Genomic DNA, 21,317 nt, shown 5'->3' on the forward strand with positions numbered 1-21,317 from the left:
CCATTATTAACCTTAAACCAATAACCTATGAACACTACAAGATTCTATAAATCCATGTATGTAAGCTTTTACAGGTGGAGTTTCAAAAATTTTGGTCAGGGTAATTTACCCCGATTTAATTCGCTTTTTGGGTTGAATTTTTTGCTGATCATATTGTTAACTATCCTGCTGCTCATCGCACAGCTTTGTTTAAAATCAAGTTGGTTTAATGTTAACCCCATGTCGGGCACATTTATCTTGCTGGGGGCGGTTGGCGCATTACTGTTAAACTATTTTGTATTGCTAAACAATAAGCGTTTTAATAAACTTAATATCGCTTTTGAAAAAATAAGCAAACACCATCAAAAAATATGGTCGGTAATGATACTGGCCTGTGTAATCGCATCCTGCGGGTTTTTGATGGTTATTGCCCGGGTAGCTTAATTTCACGATCAATAATACCTGCCTGTCGTCTCCTGGACGACAGGCTTTTTTATATACTTATTTTAATATCCTGCCTCTTTCTTCTGCTGATTAAAAATATTTATCTTACGCGTTGATTAAACTTTATCACAGTGTTGGTTAAAACTTTTGGCAGTGCGGTTTATGGTATCGAGGCTATTACCATAACAGTTGAGGTAAATATAGCGGCGGGTACCAAATATTTTATAGTTGGCCTGCCCGATGTGGCCGTAAAAGAAAGCTATTTCCGGATTGAATCGGCATTGAAAAATACCGGTTTCCGGATGCCCCGCCAGCAGGTGGTGGTAAATATGGCCCCCGCAGATATTAAAAAAGAAGGTTCTTCTTATGATCTCACGATAGCTACAGCTGTTTTGGCAGCCTCTGGGCAGATGGAGTCGGAAAACCTGGATAAATATATTATCATGGGGGAGCTATCGCTCGATGGTAGTCTCCAGCCTATTAAAGGAGCTCTTCCCATTGCTATACAAGCCCGCAAGGATGGTTTTAAAGGATTTATTCTTCCCAAGCAAAATGCCCGCGAGGCCGCCATCGTAAATGATCTGGAGGTGTATGGAGTAGATAATATCAAAGAAGTAGCCAGATTTTTTAATGGCGACGTCAATATTGAACGGGAGATTGTAAATACCCGCGAAGAGTTTTATAACAGCCTGAGCAATTACGATAGTGATTTTAGCGAAGTAAAAGGCCAGGAAAATATTAAACGTGCGCTGGAAATTGCCGCGGCAGGTGGTCATAATGTGATCTTGATTGGGCCGCCGGGAGCGGGTAAAACCATGCTGGCCCGCAGGCTGCCTTCTATTTTGCCGCCGCTGAGTTTATATGAATCTTTAGAAACTACTAAGATACATTCTGTGGCTGGTAAGTTGGCGGCAGCAGATGCTTTGGTTACGGTTAGGCCATTCCGTTCGCCGCACCATACCATTAGTGATGTTGCCTTAGTTGGTGGCGGCGGAAATCCCCAGCCCGGCGAAATTTCGCTGGCACATAATGGCGTATTGTTTCTGGATGAATTACCCGAATTTAAACGGAGCGCCCTGGAAGTAATGCGTCAGCCATTGGAAGAACGAAGGGTAACTATCTCACGGGCCAAATTTACTGTCGATTACCCGTCGAGCTTTATGCTGGTGGCCAGTATGAACCCCTGCCCCTGCGGTTATTATAATCATCCCGAAAAAGAATGTATCTGTCCGCCGGGAATGGTGCAAAAATATTTGAGTAAGATCTCCGGTCCGCTGTTAGACAGGATTGACTTACATGTAGAAGTAACGCCTGTTAATTTCAGTGAATTATCTTCAGACCGTGCTGCCGAAAAAAGCGAACTGATCCGCGAGCGGGTGATAGCAGCCCGGGAGATACAGATTGAGCGTTTCGGCAATCGTCAAGATCTGCATGCCAACGCTCAAATGAGCCCCCAAATGGTGCGCGACCTCTGTAAAATAGATGTAGCCGGACAAACCCTGCTCAAAAGAGCCATGGAAAAACTCGGCCTCTCCGCCCGGGCCTACGACCGTATCCTGAAAGTATCCCGCACCATTGCCGATCTGGCCGGCAGCGAGGACATCAAACTGGAGCACCTGGCAGAGGCTATTCATTTCAGGAGTTTGGATCGGGAAGGTTGGGCAGGATAGTGAGGAGACGCAGTCTCCGGGCATAATAGTCCGTAGTTGGAAACTACGGACAGCGGGGCATCGGTTCCGTCTTCAACAACCAGGAGGTGTGAGCACAAAACATACTCTTATGTTTTATACTACTGCTGCGCATTTCTACAGTTATCAATAAGTGCTTACAGGTGTTTGATTTTTTTTGTCGTCCTTTCAAAGGATGTGTTGGCAATTTCATAAGAGTCTGGAAACACAAACTCCTTTGTAATCCCTGCCTTTATTATTTTATCCTTAATATACGGTACAAGGTTCTTATGGATGTTAATACACTTTGAAAATTTGTAATCATTATCATCGGTTTGATATTCAGCGTTGGCTATATTCTCTAACGGTTTGGTTGGATGCGCATTCCAAGTAAAAACACCTTGCTGATTAATGATATTCATGTTGTTCTGCAGACAATAACGAATGAGCGAATCCCTTTTGGCGTCTGAGAAATAAAGTATCGGACTATTTATTAAACGGTCAACTTTGGTCATAAAATTGATTGTCCCGGCACCGTACTCCTTTAAAATAACCAATTCGATAAACTCTTCGGTACATATTTTTTCTATTTGTTCGCTGCTTAATCCGTTATCGGCAAATTCAGCGACTATCTGTTGTTTAAAATGTTCTTTTTGTTGAGTCAGACCAACTTGGACAATGTGATTCAGGGAACTGCCTTCCAAATGTTCTTCTTCTAAATAGTAAACACACAAATAATTGTTTATTTCAGGTGCCTTTGTCGGCAGCGTAACGTTTTGCGTTGCGAAGTATAATGATACTCCAAAATTATATGTCCAGTCCAAAAGCGGGGTCGGGCAGCTGTAGTGTTGAAGAAAACTAAGAACTGCTACATCGTTATCGTAATCGAACCCGGAGTTTTCCAAATGCTTTCTTAAAACATTAAGGTTAACGTCTTTCGCATTTTCAATTAGATCCTTTAGAAAAGCCTCGTAAGTTACTTCCTGCTGCACCAATTTATTACTTATCCAAAATCTCTGCAATGAACTATAGAGGCGATACTTAGCCTCATTTAAACCCCTAAAAAGAATATTATCTGTAGAGGTGTATTTAGTAAACACTTCATTAAATTCGTGTTCGGTATCAATATTAATTTGATTGAAAAAATGAGATTTTTGATATAGTGTTTCATACTCGGAAAGGTGAAAATCAGATTGTAAAGGCTCGGTCATCTGTGTAGCTTCGTAAGCAAGCATAGCAGCCTTTACAATGGGACTGATAGTGTTTACATCTACGTTGCCATCTGATAGCTTTGTGACTTTTTGAAGGTCAACACATAGTTCTCTAAAAAAGATCTTTTGGATTCCACCGTTATCCAGATAATCTGTGTACAATTTCACTCTGTCGTTTATATTGAGCATAACAAAAATTTTATTCAATATACTTGTTTTTGTATAAAAAACTGCCCCGCTCCCGCAAGCGTCCCGCCATAAGTGTTCGAAACCTTGTTGTTTCGGCTAAAGCCAGGAACCGTTTCCATTATCCGTCCCATAAATGGGACGGCAATGAATAGAGGATATATTGATTTATCTTTCATTGCCGTTGGTTTTAACCAACGGATTTTAAATGATCAGCCATTGGCTTTCGCCTAAAAAATAATCAATTAGTTGTTTTTTAAGGTTTCGAACACTTATGGCGTCCCGCTTGTGGCGCTATGCAAGTAAGCATTGTATCCCTTTATCTTTACTATAAATGTCCCGCTTGTGGTAGCGGAGAATTCGTCCGACATTAGCAATTAATTATAAATGATATTTAAATATTCTTTAAGCTATGTTACTGAAAAAACTACTTGTTGCTATTATCTTGTTGGGTATCTGCACCAAAGCTCATAGCCAGATTAAATTACAACTAAAAATGTCTCATGCCGATAATAACGTAATCAACGGTATCAGCGTGACTTATGTACTGCCCCAAGGGTACAGCGATTCCAAAGACAAAACCATTCTCCTTTTTGACAAGCTCACGCCATTACAGCGGACACGTGATACCGTATTCGATTTAAATGCAAAAGACAGTTCGGGCCTGGTGAAATTTCACCAGGTAAAAAGTAAAACCATAAATGGCAACGATTACAGCTGCTTGCAGGCAGATCGTAGTATAACAGGGCCCTTGCAAATTTCTTATCGTGTACCGCTCGCAAATCCAATTCCTGCCCAAAGTGGCCCTGTCAGAGATTTGCAGGCCGCTGGTGACGGTATATCTGGATCATTTGGTAGTTTTCTACTGCTGCCATATACAGACAAAAATATGGAGATTCAGCTTGATTGGGAATTGCCGGAGAAGGCCGACGCCGTATGCAGTTATGGCCCCGGAAAGTCAGTAAAATTTCAAACAACTTTTGGCGATCTCTTGGAAGCACAGTTTTTAGCGGGAAAACTTAGTTCGTTTGTTTCAACAAATCACCCTGGCGGTTTTAGTATGTACGGCCTCGGTAAGGGATCAAACAGTGAATTCGGGGACGCTGCAAATTGGTCTGCAAAAACTTACCAGGTAATCAGGGACAGCCTGGAAGGATCACCCGAAAAGCCCTTTTATTACTTTTTTCGCTCCTACGATGGGCCGCCTTTATCAAGCGGAAGGGCGACCAGTGGTTCATTTGTTTTATATGTGCCCACGGGGACTTCATTGAATGATGAGGATATTAAATCACTATCTGCTCATGAGATGATACATGTTTTTGTTGCTGATCTGTACGATCCGGAAGGACTTGCTGATTGGTATGTAGAAGGTATCGCGGACTATTTGTCTGTTAAACTTTTGTATGATGCAGGATTGATTAGTGAGAAACGGTATTTAGAACTTAGGAACGGCGAGCTTGCGGAATATTATACCAATAGGCTTAGAAATGTTCCTAATCAAAAAATCCCGCAAATTATGTGGTCTGGCCGCAACGCCTGGACAACGCCCTATACACGTGGTGCGCTGTATTTTGCTGATTTAGAAGGGAAGCTTCGACAACACCGGGTAAAAAAGGTTTCTGTACTATCCTTGATCAGAGAAATGAACGGCATAAAGGCAAGTGGCCGGCAAACGACTGTACAAACGTGGGCCGACCTGATCAAAAAAAGAGCAGGTGACTGGGCCGTAGCCGATTTTAAATTGATGATGTCAGGCCGGTTACTCATCCCGGTTAATAATGCGTATGGTGAAAATTTCAAGCGGAAACCGGTTGCTGCGCAATTTTTTGATTTAGGCTTTGATAAACCCAAAGCTATAAAAGCAGGAGAAGTTATTGCCGGATTGGATCCAAAATCTCCGGCTGGTTTGGCCGGGTTAAAAAATGGAGACACTATTTCATCTGCTATCAATTTGATACCGGCTTATGAAAGCTATACTAGTGCTATAACTATTACTGTAAAGCGGAAAGGCATTGATTTTCCGATCACATTTCAGCCGCGTATAGGCCACGTAACGGGATACAAGTGGTTTTCTGTTGCTTCCGGATCTACCAGGTTAAAAAAACATTTATACAGGCGTCCGAAGGATCAGGTACATTAAATTTAACACAACGCTAAAATATTCCCTCGCTACCACAAGCGATTTTCTGTTTGTGGAACTCCGCAGCAGACTTTATATTTGTATGTCCCCACACTTGATTAATCTATTGAAGCACCCATGAAAATTTTCCACTCACCGGGCATGAACAGGAGAAGACAATAACTGTCTAAATTTCTAATACCAATAAATTATATGCGGATGAAAAAAACAGCACGTTTGCTCATTTTCCCGGCTTTTATTGTTACTACATTTATTTTTTCCTGCCAAAACGGAGATAAGGGTTCAAAAGCCAAAACACCATATGCGGAATCAAGTGGTGATGATGCCAACAGTATCATTAAGTATAATAATGGTCTGTTGGCTTTAGACGACAGCCGGGATCACTATTTAAAAAGCTTAGGCAGTAATATAAGAAACATGCGGAAAATATTTGATGATCCAAAGGCACCTATTCCCTACATGGGGATAGGGCCTTATGAAATGCCTTATATTCCGAGACTTGGCGAAAATCCATCCAATCCGCCAGGCGCGTTAAACAGTAGTGACAAAAAATTCTTCAAGGACAATGTTGCACAACTAAATGCGCTTTATGCACAGATCAAAGGCGTTTATAAAACGATGAGTGATTACGTAAAGGCGCAGGATTATAAAGATGATAACGGTGCCAAAGGAAAAGCATTAATCGATTCTATAGATAATTTAGGCAATAAATATTATAAATTGGATGATCAAATAAGAGCGAAATTAAGTTTAATTGCCGATGATGCTGAGCGTGTGATACTAAAAGATCATCCCCTGAAAGAATATATCTATTCAATGAAGGACGATCGCACTAAAGTAGCAGAAATTAATGCGTTACTGGATAGTTGTGCCAATAACTATAAAGCTTCGGAAGCAAGGGCGCAAGCAGCTTTCCAAGCCTTAAAGGCGGAGAACGAAAAACATACGGCAATGACGCTTCCGGGTGGTGAACAGTATGCTTCACAAAAGAACAATTTTGGACGTTTCAATGAAGCGGTCAATGATTTTCTGCTTGAATTAAAAAGGATTATGCGCGATGCTTCTTCATCGGGGAAAATCACCGATGATAATCTGAAATCCCTGGATTCTAAAAAAGAAACTATCAGGACTTATTATAACAATTTTGTAGACTAAAAAAGCAATATGATATAATTCCATTCTGAGCACGACGAAAGATCTGATCATTAATCAAAATTCTTCACCGTACTTAGACTGGTAATTTCTGGGTTTACACTTTTGGCGCCTTATTTTTTACAACTTATTGATTATGAGATAAATAAGCCAATTTTAACCATGAAAAGTGTAAACCATGTAAACCCACTTTTACGCTATTCTTATCAATTTACTTATCCCTCCAAAATTGCAGCCAATGCAGGTTATACCCTCCTTTATTGGCGTACACTCTTACCTTATTGCTTCCTGCTTTTAGGCGGATGTCTTTTACGGTGATCACCTGCCAGGTTTTTAGTCCCCCGGTGTTAGGTATCGCAACCTCTTTCGCCTGATCAGCTCCATTGATATTGAGGGATAGCTTGGCATCATCAGTGGCTGCAGCTACTTTTAGTTTAACGGAATAAACCCCTGCTGTTTTTACCTGTATGATGTATTGAGTCCATTCGCCGGTTTCTATGTGATCAACATAAAAACTGTTGTAAGCTGTGGAATCCTTGCTGATATCTACACCATCATTACGATAGATTCGACCTCTGTTTCCGATGCCTGGTTTTCCGGAAGTGTGGTAATCAGCAGTATCGGTATCAAAATAAGCAAAGCCATTGCGGCCAAGGTCATAGTCAACGGCATTGATGATGGTACCGTTGGTGACCTTATTGGCTTTAAATGGCTTGGTTGCGGTAGTGAATGGCTGCCTGAAAATAGCATCAATCACGTCATGGTGAATGATGGCGTTCTCCAGCTTAGCATGAATAGCCATTTCGAGTGTGCCGCTGTACACATTGCTTTCTTTGGGTTTATGCCTGCCGGTATTCAGATAGTTGGTCACATCATCATAATTCAGGTTGGATGGTATTTCTATCGGATTATTATTGCCCATCTTTTTTAATGGCCATAGCGCCCAACCTAAATTGTTTTTCTCCAGTAAATGGATCTCTTCTGTTAGCCATACGTTAGAGTTTTCCCCTGTCTCCCCTATCCAGGCAGGCACATTATACTGGTCGCGGGTTTTGATGATGTGTTCTACGGATTTCTGATCATTGAAATTCCAGTATTTGTGGAAACTCAGTACCATGTTTTTATCCCAGGTAGGCAGTATGCCATTGTAATTGTTACCCCAGCCATTACCCTCAATAATGATGATGTGTTTTTTATCCACCTCACGAATAGCGGCGGTAATATCAACCATCAGTTTGCGTAAAGGAGCGTTGCTTTTTTCTTTTAAGCCGTTCTTATCATTGGCCGGATCATCAAACCCCCAGTTGGGTTCGTTGATAATATCATAGCCAGCAATGTTAGGTTCGTTTTTATATCTATCAGCCAGTTTACGCCAAAGGGCTATCATTTTTTGTTTGTTGGCTTCGCTGTCCCATAATGATGGTAAATCAGGATTACGATCTGATATGTTCAAGTCGTTACCCTGGCCTCCCGGTGTTGCATGCAGATCAAGGATCAGGTACATGTGGTTGGCCTTGCACCAGGCCAGCAGGTCGTCGGTCATTTTGAAACCTTTTTCCAGCCAGGTATTTTGCCCGGCAACCGGTTCTTTTTCTATGGGTAAAGTATATAGATTATAATGCATAGGCAGGCGCACCGAATTAAAACCCCAGCGGTGCATCGAGTCGATATCTATCTTGCGGGTATTATTGGCCAGCCAGGTATCATAAAACTCTTTAGTTTCTGCAGGCCCCATCAACTCTTCCAGCCTTTCACGAATACGGTACTGGCGACTATCTTTATTCACATGCAGCATGTAACCTTCCTGGATCATCCAGCCACCCAGCCCCATGCCGCGCAACAATACGTTTTTGCCGCTTTCGTCCACTATTTTTTTGCCCTCGGCCCTTAAAAAGCTTTGCGCGCTACCTTGTAACGAAATGAACGAAGCCGGTAAAGCCAGAAGCAAAACCTTTACCGATATATTTTTAAAAGTTTGTAATAACATGGTGTACTTAGATTATTGATATAAACAAATATTTAAAGAATGCTTACCAAATATAGGTACCTACAGAACCTTTATCCAGCGTAGTAGTAACCGCCAGCCCGTTATATTTGATACTAAAAGATTGCGAGGAATCACTGGTGTTGGCTACTATGAGTACCTTTTTGCCATCAGGGGTTTTGAAAGCCACGTTGGGCAGTGTATCCGAATTATTGGAAGCGATACGAACCGAGCCCGGGCGAACAAATTTAGATGCATGGGCTATAGAATAATAGGCCAGATTACGTTTCACCGCGTTTTTATCAATGGTTACGGCTCCCTGGCACATGGGGCAACCACCCCTATCGGTATATGGTTTATAATCCGGATCGGCAGCCAGGTTCCATTCCAGTACGTTGCGGCTCCAGTTGCGGGTTGCCCCAATAATCAGCCTTTTAACCGGCGAGGCAATGTTGATGGTGGTGCTGTTCTCTTTTTCAACCACCATTTGCTCCGTAAAATATAGGTTTTTATCAGGATGAGCATTGTGCACGTCGGTTAGCGCATCAATATCCCCGCCATACAAATGGAAGCCGGAACCATCGATATATTTACGGGCCGCCGGGTCATTCAGGATAGAGATGGGGTAATCGGGCCTGTCGGCATTATGGTCATAAATAATGATCTTGGTTTTAATTCCGGCGGCTTTAAAGGCTGGTCCAAGGTGGTTTTTAATGAATTCGCCTTCATCCGGGGCTACCAGCAACAAACTTGGATTATTTCCCGGATGCAAGGGCTCATTCTGAATGGTAATAGCATCAATAGGTATACCATTAGCTTTCATCTCCTGTATATATTTGACCAGGTATTTAGCATAGACCCCGTAATATTCTGGTTTTAAACGACCTCCACGGGTATCCTCATTGGTTTTCATCCAGGCCGGTGGCGACCAGGGTGAGCCTAATATTTTGATAGCCGGGTTAATGGCCAATATCTGTTTCATAACCGGGATTACATCCTGTTTGTCGGGGCCCAGATCAAAATGTTTCAATGTCGGATCTGTTTGGCCGGCCAGCATATCGTCATATGAAAATACTTTTTCGTTGAGGTCTGATGCGCCAATACTCAGTCTGATATAACTCACACCAATGTTATTGCCATTGGTAGCAAATAACTCCTTTAGTAAGGCGGCACGACTATCCGGACTCATGCGAATGATGTGCATGGCACTGCCGCCGGTTAATGCAAAGCCAAAGCCGTCAATGGGCTGGTATGTTTTTTTATCATCAATAGTAATGGTAAATCCATTATCGGTTGCCGGTTTAAAGGTTAAAGCATCTTTTTGCTTTTCAAATAAAGCGGATCTATCGGCTTTGGTTAGCCATAAAGTAGCCTGATCTGCCTTTTGCGCATAGGTAATGGTAGTGCTAAATAGCAACGGCCACAATAAAAGTGATCGGATATTTTTATTCATAAATTAAAATTTAATAGGAAATGCAGTAATGCATTCAGGTTTAAATAAGGCTTAAATTGGATAGTAAATTTATTATTGTTTTCAATATAATGGTGTATAAATTATTGGGTAACTAATATATTACGAAAGTGTAAATTATACACCATATTGCCCGCTTAATTTAATGTTTTTATGCCCTATTTTAACACTACAGTCAAAAAACTATAAACTAAAACATTAATTTAATGGCTACGTATATTAATTAAGACTTTAAATTATTTGACAGTATTAAAATTTATTTATAGTTTCACTGGAAGTATACAAATGGAAGAACCGCACAAAAAGATCATCATATTTGATGATGATGAAGATATACTGTCTATCTGTAGTTATATCTTGGAAGAGAAGGGATGGGAGGTGCACACTTTTACCGATTGCAATAATATTGCTGATAAAGTTTTGCCAATTTTACCGGATGTTATATTAATGGACAACTGGATTCCTGATGCAGGAGGGATTGTTGCTACCCAAACCCTAAAAAAAGCAGATGAATTAAAGCATATACCAGTCATATACTTTTCTGCCAATAGCGATATCCAATTATTGGCCAGCCATGCTGGTGCGCAAACTTATCTGGCCAAGCCCTTTGATCTGGAAGATCTGGAACGGGTGATAAGTAATGTATTAACAACCGACTCTAATTAAAGATAAGTAGCAAAAGAGTTTCATAAAAAAAGCCTCATCTTAAATAGATGAGGCTTTTTTTATGACGGATTATTGCAGCCCGCCCGGTACTCCCGGTACACCACCGCCAGATCCACCGCCATCACGACGACCGCCGCCATCCCTGAATCGGCCACCAGGACCCATATTATCCTGAACAGGCGCTTTGCCTGCAAATTTTTTCAGGTTAAGCGTAAAGGTTAACAGATAATATCTCGAAAGACGGTTAACGCGTGATTGCGTCAATGAACTGGCTGTTGATGTTGATGTAAAGCCAGTGTTTTCATTAAATAAGTCAAAGCCTGAAAGACGTACAGTAGCCTGGTGATTTTTCAAAAAGCGGCGCTCCACATACAGATTTAAAATATTAGGATTAGTAACTTTTATATCTGAGCTGTAACCGTAATTGGTTGCTTTGGAATAATCGTAGCTAAATGTCCAGTCGCCAAAATAGTTTTTACCGGTGAGGCCAATATTCCAGGTCCTGATATTGGAGGTTCCTGCTAACAGTGGGTTTTGTACAGAGTTGCTGGTTCTGTTGATAGCGTAGTTGGTTAAAATTTGTGCATCAACAATGTTATTGATGTCAACCCTGAAACGTACTTCGGGGGTAAACACCAAATTTTTGGCAATGTTTTTCTCTGTTGTGGCGGCAAAAGAAGTGGAATCGATATTGGTCAGGTAACCTATATTATTGGTATAGGTAGCTGTACCATTAAAGGTAAGCGTGTATTTGCGGTTTTCCCATGGCTTAGAGTAAGTTAAACGACCAGAACCGGTATAATACCCATCGGCATTTAAATACTGAGTTAAAATGGTGTTTTGGAATCTTGTATTAGGCGAATAAAGACGAGGATAGGTGATAGTATTAGTCACCACCTGATTTTGCACACTTTGGAATGATAAGTTAGCAAATAATACATCGCCTGTTTGGAAACTAAACTTGTTATACCTGATGGAAAAATTGTTGGTAAACTGTGGTTTCAGATTAGGGTTACCTTCAACTGGGTAAAGCGCATTTGAAAAGTCGATCACGGGTTGTAACTGTGAAAAACTTGGCGTACTGCTTGATCCATTGTAATTAACACTGAATGACTGACTGCGCGAAAAGTTATAAATGAAACGCGCAGTAGGTATCACATTAAATGTGGATATATGTGTTGAAACCCCCGTTACTGGAGAACTGCCATCTAAAACGGATGGCTGAACACCCAGTCCCAGTGTATAATTGTACTTTTTTTCAATAAAGCGATAGTTTAAGCCAACTTTATTAGTTGTAAAGGTGTAATTGTAAAGATTGCTTAACGCGCTGTCGCTTCTGAAAGAAAAATCAGCTGCATTAAAGAGCGTATCAGTTTCTTTATTATTGGTTGTAATAGCACGATTAAACGCGTAGTTAAGCTCCAGGTATGAACGTTTGCCTATCGGGTTCAGATACGAAACGTTAGTGCCATAACTATTAGTCCGGCTATAAGTATTAATCATTTGATTTATAGGCGCAGTGGGATTGCCAGCTGTATAATCATAAATCGGATTTTGGTATGACCAGCTTGGGGCCGAACTTACGGAAGCATTGATGCTCAGATTGTGGCGATTTTTAAAACGATGGTTAAATAAAGCTGTAAAACCATAATTTGGCGCTTGTGAATCGCCATTAGTAATAGCGGTGTAAGCAGAGGAGACATTTCCATTTCTGCTGAAATTTACGGCTTCAGACTCACTGGTATTTGTGCCGGCGTAAGAGAATGTTGGAGTAACCTTTAAGTAGTTAATAGTATCAGGTTTATACTCCATGTTCCAGGTAAAACGATGATTTATATTCTGATCTTTTTCAACGCTATTTTGATTTTGTGTTGTAGGGTTTGAGGCTGACCTGTTTTCCTGCAATGTATTGGTCGTTGTTGTAACGGTATTATCGGCAAAGCTGTAGCTTCCATATACCGAAAGTTTTTTGCCCCATTGATCGCGGAAGTTGGTGCCTATTGAATGTGCATTGGTTTCACCATTTTGTGTGGTTATCAAACTGCCGGTGTTACCACCGCCCCTACCTGCATTACCCCGGCCGCCGCCGCCAAAACCACCGCCTCCAAAACCGCCACTGCCACCACTGGCGCTGCCAAATGAAAAGGTATTTACGTTAGTATTATTGATGCTTCCCAAAAGGGCAATTTGTTGGTCGCCATTAAAATTAAACACATTTACCGAGCCTATATAGCGGTTTTTATCGGGTATATCCTGACTTTGAGGTAAGGCGTCCCTACCGTCGCCGGCGGTAGCTTGCCCAAAATAACCGTAGTTTTTATCCTTGCGAATGGTAATGTTCATGATCTTATCAGGCTCCCCGGTTTTAACACCGGTAAGATTGGCCTGGTCGCCATAATCATCAATCATCTGGATGTTCTCAATCACATCAGCGGGTAGGTTTTTGGTGGCGCTTTGTACATCGCCGCCCATAAAGTCTTTGCCGTTTATGCGCACTTTGGTAACCTGTTTGCCCTGTGTAGTAATATTTCCATTTACGTCTACATCAACACCTGGTAGCTTTTTGATCAGGTCTTCGGCCGGTGCATTCTCCCTTACTTTATAAGCACTGGCGTTGTATTCTACCGTATCCTCTTTTAAGGTTACCGGGTTAACACCCACAATAGTAACCACGTTGAGCATATTGGTTGAGGCCTTCATGATAATGTTACCTAAATCAACAGGCTTTCCATCAGGATTCAATGCGAAGTGTTTTTTGATAGATGTAAAACCAATGGATGATAATGTAAGCGTTATTTTGCTGCCCTTGATTCCCGAAAACGCGAACTTTCCATTGGCATCAGCAATAGATATAGTACTATCTCCTCCGTTTGATATAAGCTTGATGCTGCTGCCTGGTAATGACAGTTTTGTAGTGTCAACAATTGTACCGCTAATATCATGCGTGGTTTGCGCCAACGTGTTGAATACAGTTAAAATGGTTAGGCTTAAAATAAGGTACAGGGCTTTCATATAGTGTATTTGTTCTGCTTGCAATTTTTATTAATTAAACATTGGACGCAATTCAATTGCAAATGTTCAACTTATAAAGTATTAAATGTTAAAAAAGCATATGATTGTTACAGAAATGGCACTAAACGCTTATTAATCATATCATTGTTACAAATTTTAAGTATAAAAGGGCCTATATCGTCGGCTCTTTTATACTTAAAATCACCTTTTGTTAAATCAGTTGATGTGTAGCGCTGTTGCTACTTCACTGTAATTTTTAAAGTTGATGCCAGGGTGCGCAACTTGTAAGGTGGTAACGCTGCCGCCAGGAATAACTACAATTTTAAAATCGAGCCCGGATTGTGAAAAATTGGCTTTGATATTAACATAACCAACGCCAAAATCTGATAAAGTAATAGTCCTGCCGGCTTCGCTGTAAGGCAATGCATAATATGCTCCGGTACTTCCGGTAGTTCTGAAGTAAGCTAATACAACGCCACTGTCAACGATGTCTTGAGTAATACCAGGTATCGCGAAATTGGTAAATCCGGTTAGAGTAACGCTTTTGTTAATTAACAAATAACTTTTAACGCTCATAGTGCCATCGGCTCCTGTAGGTCCAGTTGGGCCTTGTGGTCCTGCCGGACCCGTTGGCCCTTGTGGCCCGGTTGGGCCGGTTGGTCCTTGTGGTCCCTGGGGCCCCGTGCCGCCGGTTGATCCGGTATTGCCAGTTGGTCCTTGTGGACCGCCTGGTCCGGGTGAGCCGGTATCCCCTTTTGGGCCTTGCGCGCCATCGGTACCATTGGTGCCATTAACACCTGCGGGTCCAGGGTCCCCTTTTTTACAAGCGTTCATACTGAATACGCATATCAATAATGCAGGAAATAGTAGTCGTAGTTTTCTCATGAATTTTTTAAATTTTAGGTGGATTTGTGGCTTTATTACGGATGGATGAATAATTAGTTTCAGGTGATGGAGATAGCGGAACAATTATTGTTGCCGGTTAAAAAAGGAAATTAATGTATTGTTCAAATAATCCAAAAAAATGAACAACAAAACCGGCGAATGTTTCGTTATGTTTAAAATAAAATTAACCTATGAATAATATTAGCAGCACATTGCACTCAAAAGTGCACAATTGGATAGATGCGATCGGTTTTCGGTTAAATGCATCACAAACCAATAATAAAAGTCATGTAACAACTAATCATTATTTTTTTGAAACGTTTAATTTTTTTGAGAAAAAGCGAAGAAATCATCCGGAAAGCACTAAGTTTTTATGCTTTGATGCCTATGGAGAAAAAATTAATGTAAGATCACTGCTTGATCTGCAGGTTGCCTTTTTCGAAAACATCAGCCAGCTTAAATAGTGCTGCTATAGCTGGATATTAGATACTGTTTAATTTTACCTGATCAAGCTGCTCATCAGGTGTATTCATAAAAAAAAGCCGGCTTAAACTAAGCCGGCTTTTTTATTTTTAATGAGTAGATTAATAATCTGTTGGTGTTTTTGGCCAACAGTTCATATAACCACTATCAGTGTTTTCTTTGATTATATCACTGTTGTTTATACCGCGCATCATCATACCCTGAAAATTAATGATGGCTTTATCCGGATTTAAAGCATCCTTAATACGCAGGTGAAGATCGGTAAAGTGAGCTGTGGTTAGCGCATCGCCACCTTTTGGTAGTCCGGTATCTATTTTTTTCAATTCTGCACGTACCATTGGCCTGATATCAGATAAGGCAATGTTTATTGGTGTGAAGCCCCATGATGCCAATTGGGCACTTGTTAGGCCCGGAAATGAGAAACTCGCATCCGTCATCAACAAACTTTTCAGGTTTTCAATGTAACCACGTTGCAGATTGCGTTTGAAGGCATCCGGTTTATTATTGTTAAATACACCTGCGCGCACATCAGTAAATAATTCTGCAACGGTATAAGCGTTAGCGCCGTTTTTGGCCTCGTTATCATACATGCGGGCCAGTCTTGATGGGCTAAGTACATTTGATAATACGGCAACCTGCATAGCTTTGATACGGTTAAGCGTTACGCCATTATCAAATTTACCCAGTTCGGGTTTGTTTATTAACCAAAGTGGGGTATCAAACAATTGCTTGTTTAAAAACAGCGCAGCATCGTGCTGGCGGTCTTTACTTACAAAATCGTATACTGGGCCTTTTTGATCGTAGGTTTTAAAGTTTTCGTTCATCCCGCCAATGTTGGTGGTAACATGGCCCATATAACGGTAAAACTGACCCAGAACTTCGTTGTATAGTTCTGCTACATCGCTAAAATTCTCATTTTTTTGATAGGTCCATTTTTCCAGATTGGGTAAAATGCTTTTTAAGTTGGCTATACCATAGGTGCTGGCTTTCATAGCATTGTCGCCCAGATCCTCGTTTTGCAGGCGTGGGTCAATGGATGTGCCCTGGCGACCAAAATAATAAAGTGGGTTGCCAGCTTTTTTATTGGTCCAGTCGGCCAGTATTTCTTTCTCCTGTAAAGGGGTCTTGTTACCCGGGAACCAGCTGTAGCCCCATTTAATAGACCAAAGATCATACTCGCCTATTTGCGGATAAAGATGGGTAACACCATCACCTGGTTGAGCTATATAGTTAAAGCGGGCATAGTCCATGATAGATGGTGCTGTGCCATGTTTATCGGTAAATGTTTTGGAGCGAAGCGAATCAACAGGATAAGCGTAGCTTGAACCGAAGTTATGTGGCAAGCCGAGTGTGTGCCCAATTTCATGTGATGACACAAAACGGATTAGCTCACCCATTTGCTCGTCGGTAAATTGAGCTTTGCGGGCAGCTGGGTTTACTGCAGCGGTCTGTATCAGGTACCAATCGCGCAGCAGGCTCATTACGTTATGATACCAACCAACGTGGCTTTCCAGGATCTCGCCGGTACGCGGATCGGAAACATGAGGGCCGTAAGCGTTCTCTACGTCCGATGCAAAATACCTGATCACGCTGTAGCGGGCATCCTCCGTACTAAATTCAGGATCTTGTTTGTGAGTCGGAGCCTCTTTACCAACAATCGCATTTTTAAAACCGGCAGCTTCAAAAGCTTTGTTCCAGTCGTTTATACCAGCTATAAGGTAAGGAACCCATTTTTTTGGCGTTGCCGGATCAATATAATAAACTATTTGTTTCTTGGGCTCAACCAGTTCGCCGCGTGAATAAGCCGCAGGGTCTTTGGGTTCCAGTTTCCAACGATGGATATAAGCGGTTACCTGGGCTTTTTGAGCATCCGTACCATAGTCTGTTTGGCGCTGACCAAAAAAACCAACCCTTTCATCACTGATACGGGCTTTCATTGGTATTTTCGGTAGCAACAGCATCGAGGTATTGAACTCAAAAGTTATAGCTCCGGTAGAATTATCAGTAGGTGATTCCGCAGAACGATAGGTTTTTAAAGTGCGGGCTTCCAGATTTATCGGAAAGCTTTTAATGGTATCAATATAAGAGCGGGTGTTATCAACCCCCGAAACTTTATAGGCTTTTTTAACATTATCTGATAAGCCAATGGCGCTTATATCGCCATTGTAAAAATCGGTCACATCAATCAATACCCCTGTACTGTCTTTATTAAAGGCTTTAATGTCAAAAGATGCCAATACGGCATCGAGATTGGAATTTTTAACAGATTGGTACATATCACTAGTACTATCAGCTCTTATAGAATAGCTGGGCACACGGATGAAAATCTGTTTATCATGGCGTTCCCATTTCCAAACCTGATCGTTCAGTTCTTCACCGCCATATTGCTGACCAAATGTTTTTAAGCCACCCGGAGTTTTAACGTAACGGGTAACCACCAGCATTTCGCGGTTGATCAGGGAGTCAGGGATTTCGTAGTAATACTTACCATCAACCTTGTAGGTATTAAAAAGACCGCTATCGGCCTTTGTTTTACCGGTTATAACATCGCTGAATTTTTTAATGCCCTCTTTTTTTGGTGCGCCAACTGTTGCAGTAGCTACGGATGTTCCGCCCGGGCCCGATGTTGTTTTAAGGGTTAATGTTTGGTTTGCTGTGTGTTTTTTGGTAGCGCATGAGCTGGCTAAAACAGCAAAAATAAAGGCAGAACCTCGTAAATAACGGCCTGCGATAAGGTGTTTTTTCATTTATGTCAATACTTAATCAGTAAACTTAAATAAAATAAACGCGATGTAATAGTATATAATAGGGTGATTTTTAAAAATCACCCTATTATATACGTCTTTTTAAGGTAAGCACTACTTTATCCAGCTTTTTATCGTGATAAACGTCGAGCAAAAGGCTGCGGTCATTCCGGGATTTGAATATTTCGTCAATTTCTTCCAGTGTCATTTTAGATACCGGCTTAAAATTGATGGCCACTATCTCATCATCCCTTTCCAGGCCAACTTCGTCAGCGGCTGATCCTGGTTCAACACGGTTAATAATGATGCGATCAAAATTATCGCCGGCGGCATAATATTCAAGGCCGCTCATATCATGTTCAAACGGATCTTTAAAATTAGGACCGGCTTTTAAATACATGGTGTTGTGCGTATAATCCAGTATGACCGAAAAACGTTTTAAAGTTCCTATGCCCAGGTTACCATCGCGGGGAACAGAGAGTGCGGTTTGATTATTGTTGACATCCGGAAAGGACGCGATAACCTGTTTGATTTTAAATTTGCCTAATTCTAATGATTCCAAACGCCCTATATAGCCATTAATGGGCCCATTTAAACCAATGCCCAAATTTGCCGAGGCAATAAATTTTTGCGGAAGGCCATAACGCTTTACTACTGTTTCAAGCGAGATCGGGTGCCCGGCCCCCAGATCGATGATCAGTTTGGTTTTTATATTCTCGCCGCTCAGCAGCTTTACCCATGTTTCTACATAAGGTTTCCTGTCTTCAATAGTAATGGGGATTGGTACTCCTTTGCGAAACACTTTCAGATCTTTTGGTCTCCAAACGGTTAAAGTACTGTCTGGAACATTGATCCTGACAGCTAGATTGTTGAAAAACTCGTAGCCAATTAAACCATGTATAGGCATACCGGCATACCCCGATAAACTGAATAGATCCTTTTTAAGAATAGCCGCAGCTACATCGTAACTTACCAACCCGGGTATCTCAATATCCAAAGGAGAAGTAACATAAGCTTCAGCGTCCTCTCCCTCTCCCAGGCCGGGTATTTTTAAGGTTCGTTTATTGGGAATAGGAATAGAATCGGCTAATTTGGGGTCGGTAATGATCATTAATCCAACACCGGTATCTAATATAAAATTGTATGGACCTTTATGGTTAATGCTTAATTTAATAACCATTAGGCTGCGGACGAGCCGAAAGGGGATAGTTACTTTTTTTTTATGATAGTCCAGATCAAAGTATTGCGCTTGTGCGGCAAAAAAACAAACCGAAAATAAACACGCCAGCCACACTGCCCGGAATTGCTTTATTTTATGAAATAGCGTGAGTAGCAAGGTTATTATAGTTGGTATATTAAATTTACAACAATAATTGGTTAAATTGAATAAATGTATGTTAAAAACAACTTTTGTATTTCTGCTAATGATTTGCGGCTTACTATTATTTAGTGATACCATTTATGCCCATACTATTAAAAAAAGAAAGATAAAAAGACAATTTAAGCATTCGCTCATCATGCGCGATCATTTTACGGGTTTCGCTTTGTATGATCTGGACGATCAAAAAATGATATATGAGTTAAATGCTGATAAATATTTTATCCCGGCCTCCAATACAAAGCTATTTACTTTTTATACCTGCCTGAAAATGCTGGGCGATTCTATACCTGGTCTTCGCTATGAATTACGGAATGATTCATTAGTGTTTTGGGGTACGGGCGATCCGTCCTTTCTGCATAGCGACCTGAAAGGGACTAAAGGCCTGGACTTCTTGGCCCGGAGCAATAAAAAACTGTACTATGCAACAACGGGTTACAAGAATGATTTTTTTGGAACAGGCTGGGCCTGGGGCGACTACAACGATTATTACCAGGCAGAAATAACAGGTTTTCCTATAGAAGACAATGTTGCCTTAATATACGCAGATGGCAATGGTAACCTACAGATTAAGCCCTCCTATCTCAAACGTTTTTTAAATAGCGATACCAGCTATCATCCGGATAAGTTTAAGGTTAAACGCGACTTTTTGAGTAATAACTTTGTTTACCCGGCAATGCCAGTACCGCCAAATTTCAGACAGGAAACTCCCTGGAAAACAAGTACTGAGCTAACGTTGGAGTTGTTGCGGGATACGCTAAAAAAGCCCGTGTGGGCTGTTAGCATTCCATTAAATGCTACCGCAAAAACAATATACAACACCAGTACCCGCGCTGTTTATAAACGAATGCTACAACCCAGTGATAACTTTATTGCAGAACAGTTATTGCTAACCTGCTCATCGGTAAAGTTTAATACACTCAATACCGATTCGGTGATCAGTTACGCTAAAACACATTTTTTGAATGATCTGCCAGATGAACCTCAATGGATTGACGGCTCGGGGCTTTCGCGTATGAATCTGTTTACTCCCCGAAGCATTATAGTTTTATTGCAGAAAATTAAGAACGAGGTCAACAACGATCAGCTATTATACAGCATGCTACCGGCCGGCGGAGCTACCGGTACCCTCAGAAATGCTTATAAAACAGATAATGGACAGGTATTTGTTTGGGCAAAAACGGGCTCCTTATCCAACAATTATAACCAAAGCGGTTACCTGGTTACCCGAAAAGGGAAACGACTGGCGTTTTCGTTTATGAATAACAATTTTACCAGGCCTGTTAAAGAAATACGCGACGAAATGGTCCGGATCATGACTTATATTCATGAACAGTTTTAAGGTGGTTAATTCAGCCTACGCATGAGCTGCTCTTCTACCATTTTAAATACCTGTACCGGTTTTAATGTGCGCCAGCCCAGGTCATCCAATACGCCGCCAAAATTGATGTAATAATCAATATTATTGCGCTTAAATTCATCTATCACGTGTTCGCGGAAGTTGATCCCAGCTATCCAGCCGTCTTCAATATCCTGAAACCATTCCTCATAATAGCAGTCATCTGAGGAGTGAAAGTTGAGCACATTTTCGCCTATCAGTATAAAATGGGTAATGCCATTATCAATCATCAGTTCCAGCAGCTCGCGCTTCAGCATCATGATATCGTTGTTGATGGCATCGTTCCATTCTCCAATAAATTCAATAATTGTATAACCCTTTTCATAATCGGCAAACAACACTTTGAGGTATAAAGTATTGGAACCGAAGGAATCCCACTGGGGGTGCAACAGATAGTTATATACCTGCTTGTCAAATTCAAACTCACTGTATTCAGTAGCATAAAAAGGTGAATATTCATCCTCTGATGCTATATAATCATCGCGCCAACGGTAATATGGTTCTATCTCGTGCATA

15 protein-coding genes are annotated in these 21,317 nt (G+C 41.2%); 7 read left to right on the plus strand and 8 right to left on the minus strand.

What is annotated here, in order from left to right:
* The first annotated feature begins 27 nt into the window (after window positions 1-27).
* Window positions 28-423 carry a hypothetical protein gene (locus BW976_RS05085; protein WP_139332207.1) on the plus strand — a complete coding sequence of 132 codons (396 nt, stop codon included), beginning with the start codon at window positions 28-30 and terminating at the stop codon, window positions 421-423.
* Between the two features lie 131 nt (window positions 424-554).
* The gene (locus tag BW976_RS05090) at window positions 555-2,093 is read left to right on the plus strand and encodes a YifB family Mg chelatase-like AAA ATPase (RefSeq protein WP_076371094.1); all 1,539 of its coding nucleotides are present in this window, start codon (window positions 555-557) and stop codon (window positions 2,091-2,093) included.
* Between the two features lie 155 nt (window positions 2,094-2,248).
* Here the strand turns inward: BW976_RS05090 and BW976_RS05095 are convergent, their stop codons facing one another.
* Complete coding sequence (locus BW976_RS05095; RefSeq protein WP_076371096.1) at window positions 2,249-3,490, minus strand: FRG domain-containing protein; 1,242 nt, start codon at window positions 3,488-3,490, stop codon at window positions 2,249-2,251.
* Between the two features lie 409 nt (window positions 3,491-3,899).
* Between BW976_RS05095 and BW976_RS05100 the strand changes: the two genes are divergently transcribed.
* Both BW976_RS05100 and BW976_RS05105 read left to right on the plus strand, forming a co-directional pair.
* The gene (locus BW976_RS05100; RefSeq protein ID WP_076371098.1) at window positions 3,900-5,627 is read left to right on the plus strand and encodes a M61 metallopeptidase family protein; all 1,728 of its coding nucleotides are present in this window, start codon (window positions 3,900-3,902) and stop codon (window positions 5,625-5,627) included.
* Between the two features lie 198 nt (window positions 5,628-5,825).
* Window positions 5,826-6,782: a YiiG family protein gene (locus BW976_RS05105; RefSeq protein ID WP_076371100.1), complete on the plus strand. Its 957-nt coding sequence runs from the start codon at window positions 5,826-5,828 to the stop codon at window positions 6,780-6,782.
* Between the two features lie 208 nt (window positions 6,783-6,990).
* Here BW976_RS05105 and BW976_RS05110 read toward each other — a convergent pair whose 3' ends face one another.
* Together BW976_RS05110 and BW976_RS05115 are read right to left on the minus strand one after the other, a co-directional pair.
* A complete protein-coding gene (locus BW976_RS05110; RefSeq protein WP_076371102.1) occupies window positions 6,991-8,766 on the minus strand; it encodes a cellulase family glycosylhydrolase in 1,776 nt (591 codons plus the stop codon).
* Window positions 8,767-8,809: 43 nt separating this feature from the next.
* Window positions 8,810-10,216: a glycoside hydrolase family 30 protein gene (locus tag BW976_RS05115; RefSeq protein WP_076371104.1), complete on the minus strand. Its 1,407-nt coding sequence runs from the start codon at window positions 10,214-10,216 to the stop codon at window positions 8,810-8,812.
* A gap of 303 nt (window positions 10,217-10,519) precedes the next feature.
* On the opposite strand from BW976_RS05115, the gene BW976_RS05120 reads away from it, so the two are divergent.
* Complete coding sequence (locus tag BW976_RS05120) at window positions 10,520-10,900, plus strand: response regulator (protein WP_076371106.1); 381 nt, start codon at window positions 10,520-10,522, stop codon at window positions 10,898-10,900.
* Window positions 10,901-10,969: 69 nt separating this feature from the next.
* Here BW976_RS05120 and BW976_RS05125 read toward each other — a convergent pair whose 3' ends face one another.
* Both BW976_RS05125 and BW976_RS05130 read right to left on the minus strand, forming a co-directional pair.
* On the minus strand, window positions 10,970-13,912 hold the full coding sequence (locus BW976_RS05125; protein ID WP_076371108.1) for an outer membrane beta-barrel protein: 2,943 nt from the start codon (window positions 13,910-13,912) through the stop codon (window positions 10,970-10,972).
* 216 nt (window positions 13,913-14,128) lie between these two features.
* Window positions 14,129-14,797 carry a hypothetical protein gene (locus BW976_RS05130; RefSeq protein ID WP_084192074.1) on the minus strand — a complete coding sequence of 223 codons (669 nt, stop codon included), beginning with the start codon at window positions 14,795-14,797 and terminating at the stop codon, window positions 14,129-14,131.
* A 191-nt stretch (window positions 14,798-14,988) separates the two neighbouring features.
* On the opposite strand from BW976_RS05130, the gene BW976_RS05135 reads away from it, so the two are divergent.
* Complete coding sequence (locus BW976_RS05135; protein WP_076371112.1) at window positions 14,989-15,261, plus strand: hypothetical protein; 273 nt, start codon at window positions 14,989-14,991, stop codon at window positions 15,259-15,261.
* Window positions 15,262-15,381: 120 nt separating this feature from the next.
* Here the strand turns inward: BW976_RS05135 and BW976_RS05140 are convergent, their stop codons facing one another.
* Both BW976_RS05140 and BW976_RS05145 read right to left on the minus strand, forming a co-directional pair.
* Window positions 15,382-18,027: a zinc-dependent metalloprotease gene (locus tag BW976_RS05140; RefSeq protein ID WP_076371114.1), complete on the minus strand. Its 2,646-nt coding sequence runs from the start codon at window positions 18,025-18,027 to the stop codon at window positions 15,382-15,384.
* Between the two features lie 85 nt (window positions 18,028-18,112).
* On the minus strand, window positions 18,113-19,360 hold the full coding sequence (locus BW976_RS05145; protein WP_175614047.1) for an aspartyl protease family protein: 1,248 nt from the start codon (window positions 19,358-19,360) through the stop codon (window positions 18,113-18,115).
* A gap of 58 nt (window positions 19,361-19,418) precedes the next feature.
* On the opposite strand from BW976_RS05145, the gene BW976_RS05150 reads away from it, so the two are divergent.
* Window positions 19,419-20,744 (plus strand): D-alanyl-D-alanine carboxypeptidase/D-alanyl-D-alanine-endopeptidase, encoded by a 1,326-nt coding sequence (locus BW976_RS05150; RefSeq protein ID WP_076371118.1) that lies wholly within the window; start codon window positions 19,419-19,421, stop codon window positions 20,742-20,744.
* Window positions 20,745-20,749: 5 nt separating this feature from the next.
* On the opposite strand, the gene BW976_RS05155 is transcribed toward BW976_RS05150, so the two are convergent.
* Window positions 20,750-21,316 carry a hypothetical protein gene (locus tag BW976_RS05155; RefSeq protein ID WP_076371120.1) on the minus strand — a complete coding sequence of 189 codons (567 nt, stop codon included), beginning with the start codon at window positions 21,314-21,316 and terminating at the stop codon, window positions 20,750-20,752.
* Window position 21,317: the final 1 nt, after the last annotated feature.

It is taken from the genome of Mucilaginibacter lappiensis (assembly GCF_900155965.1).
Lineage (GTDB): Bacteria > Bacteroidota > Bacteroidia > Sphingobacteriales > Sphingobacteriaceae > Mucilaginibacter > Mucilaginibacter lappiensis.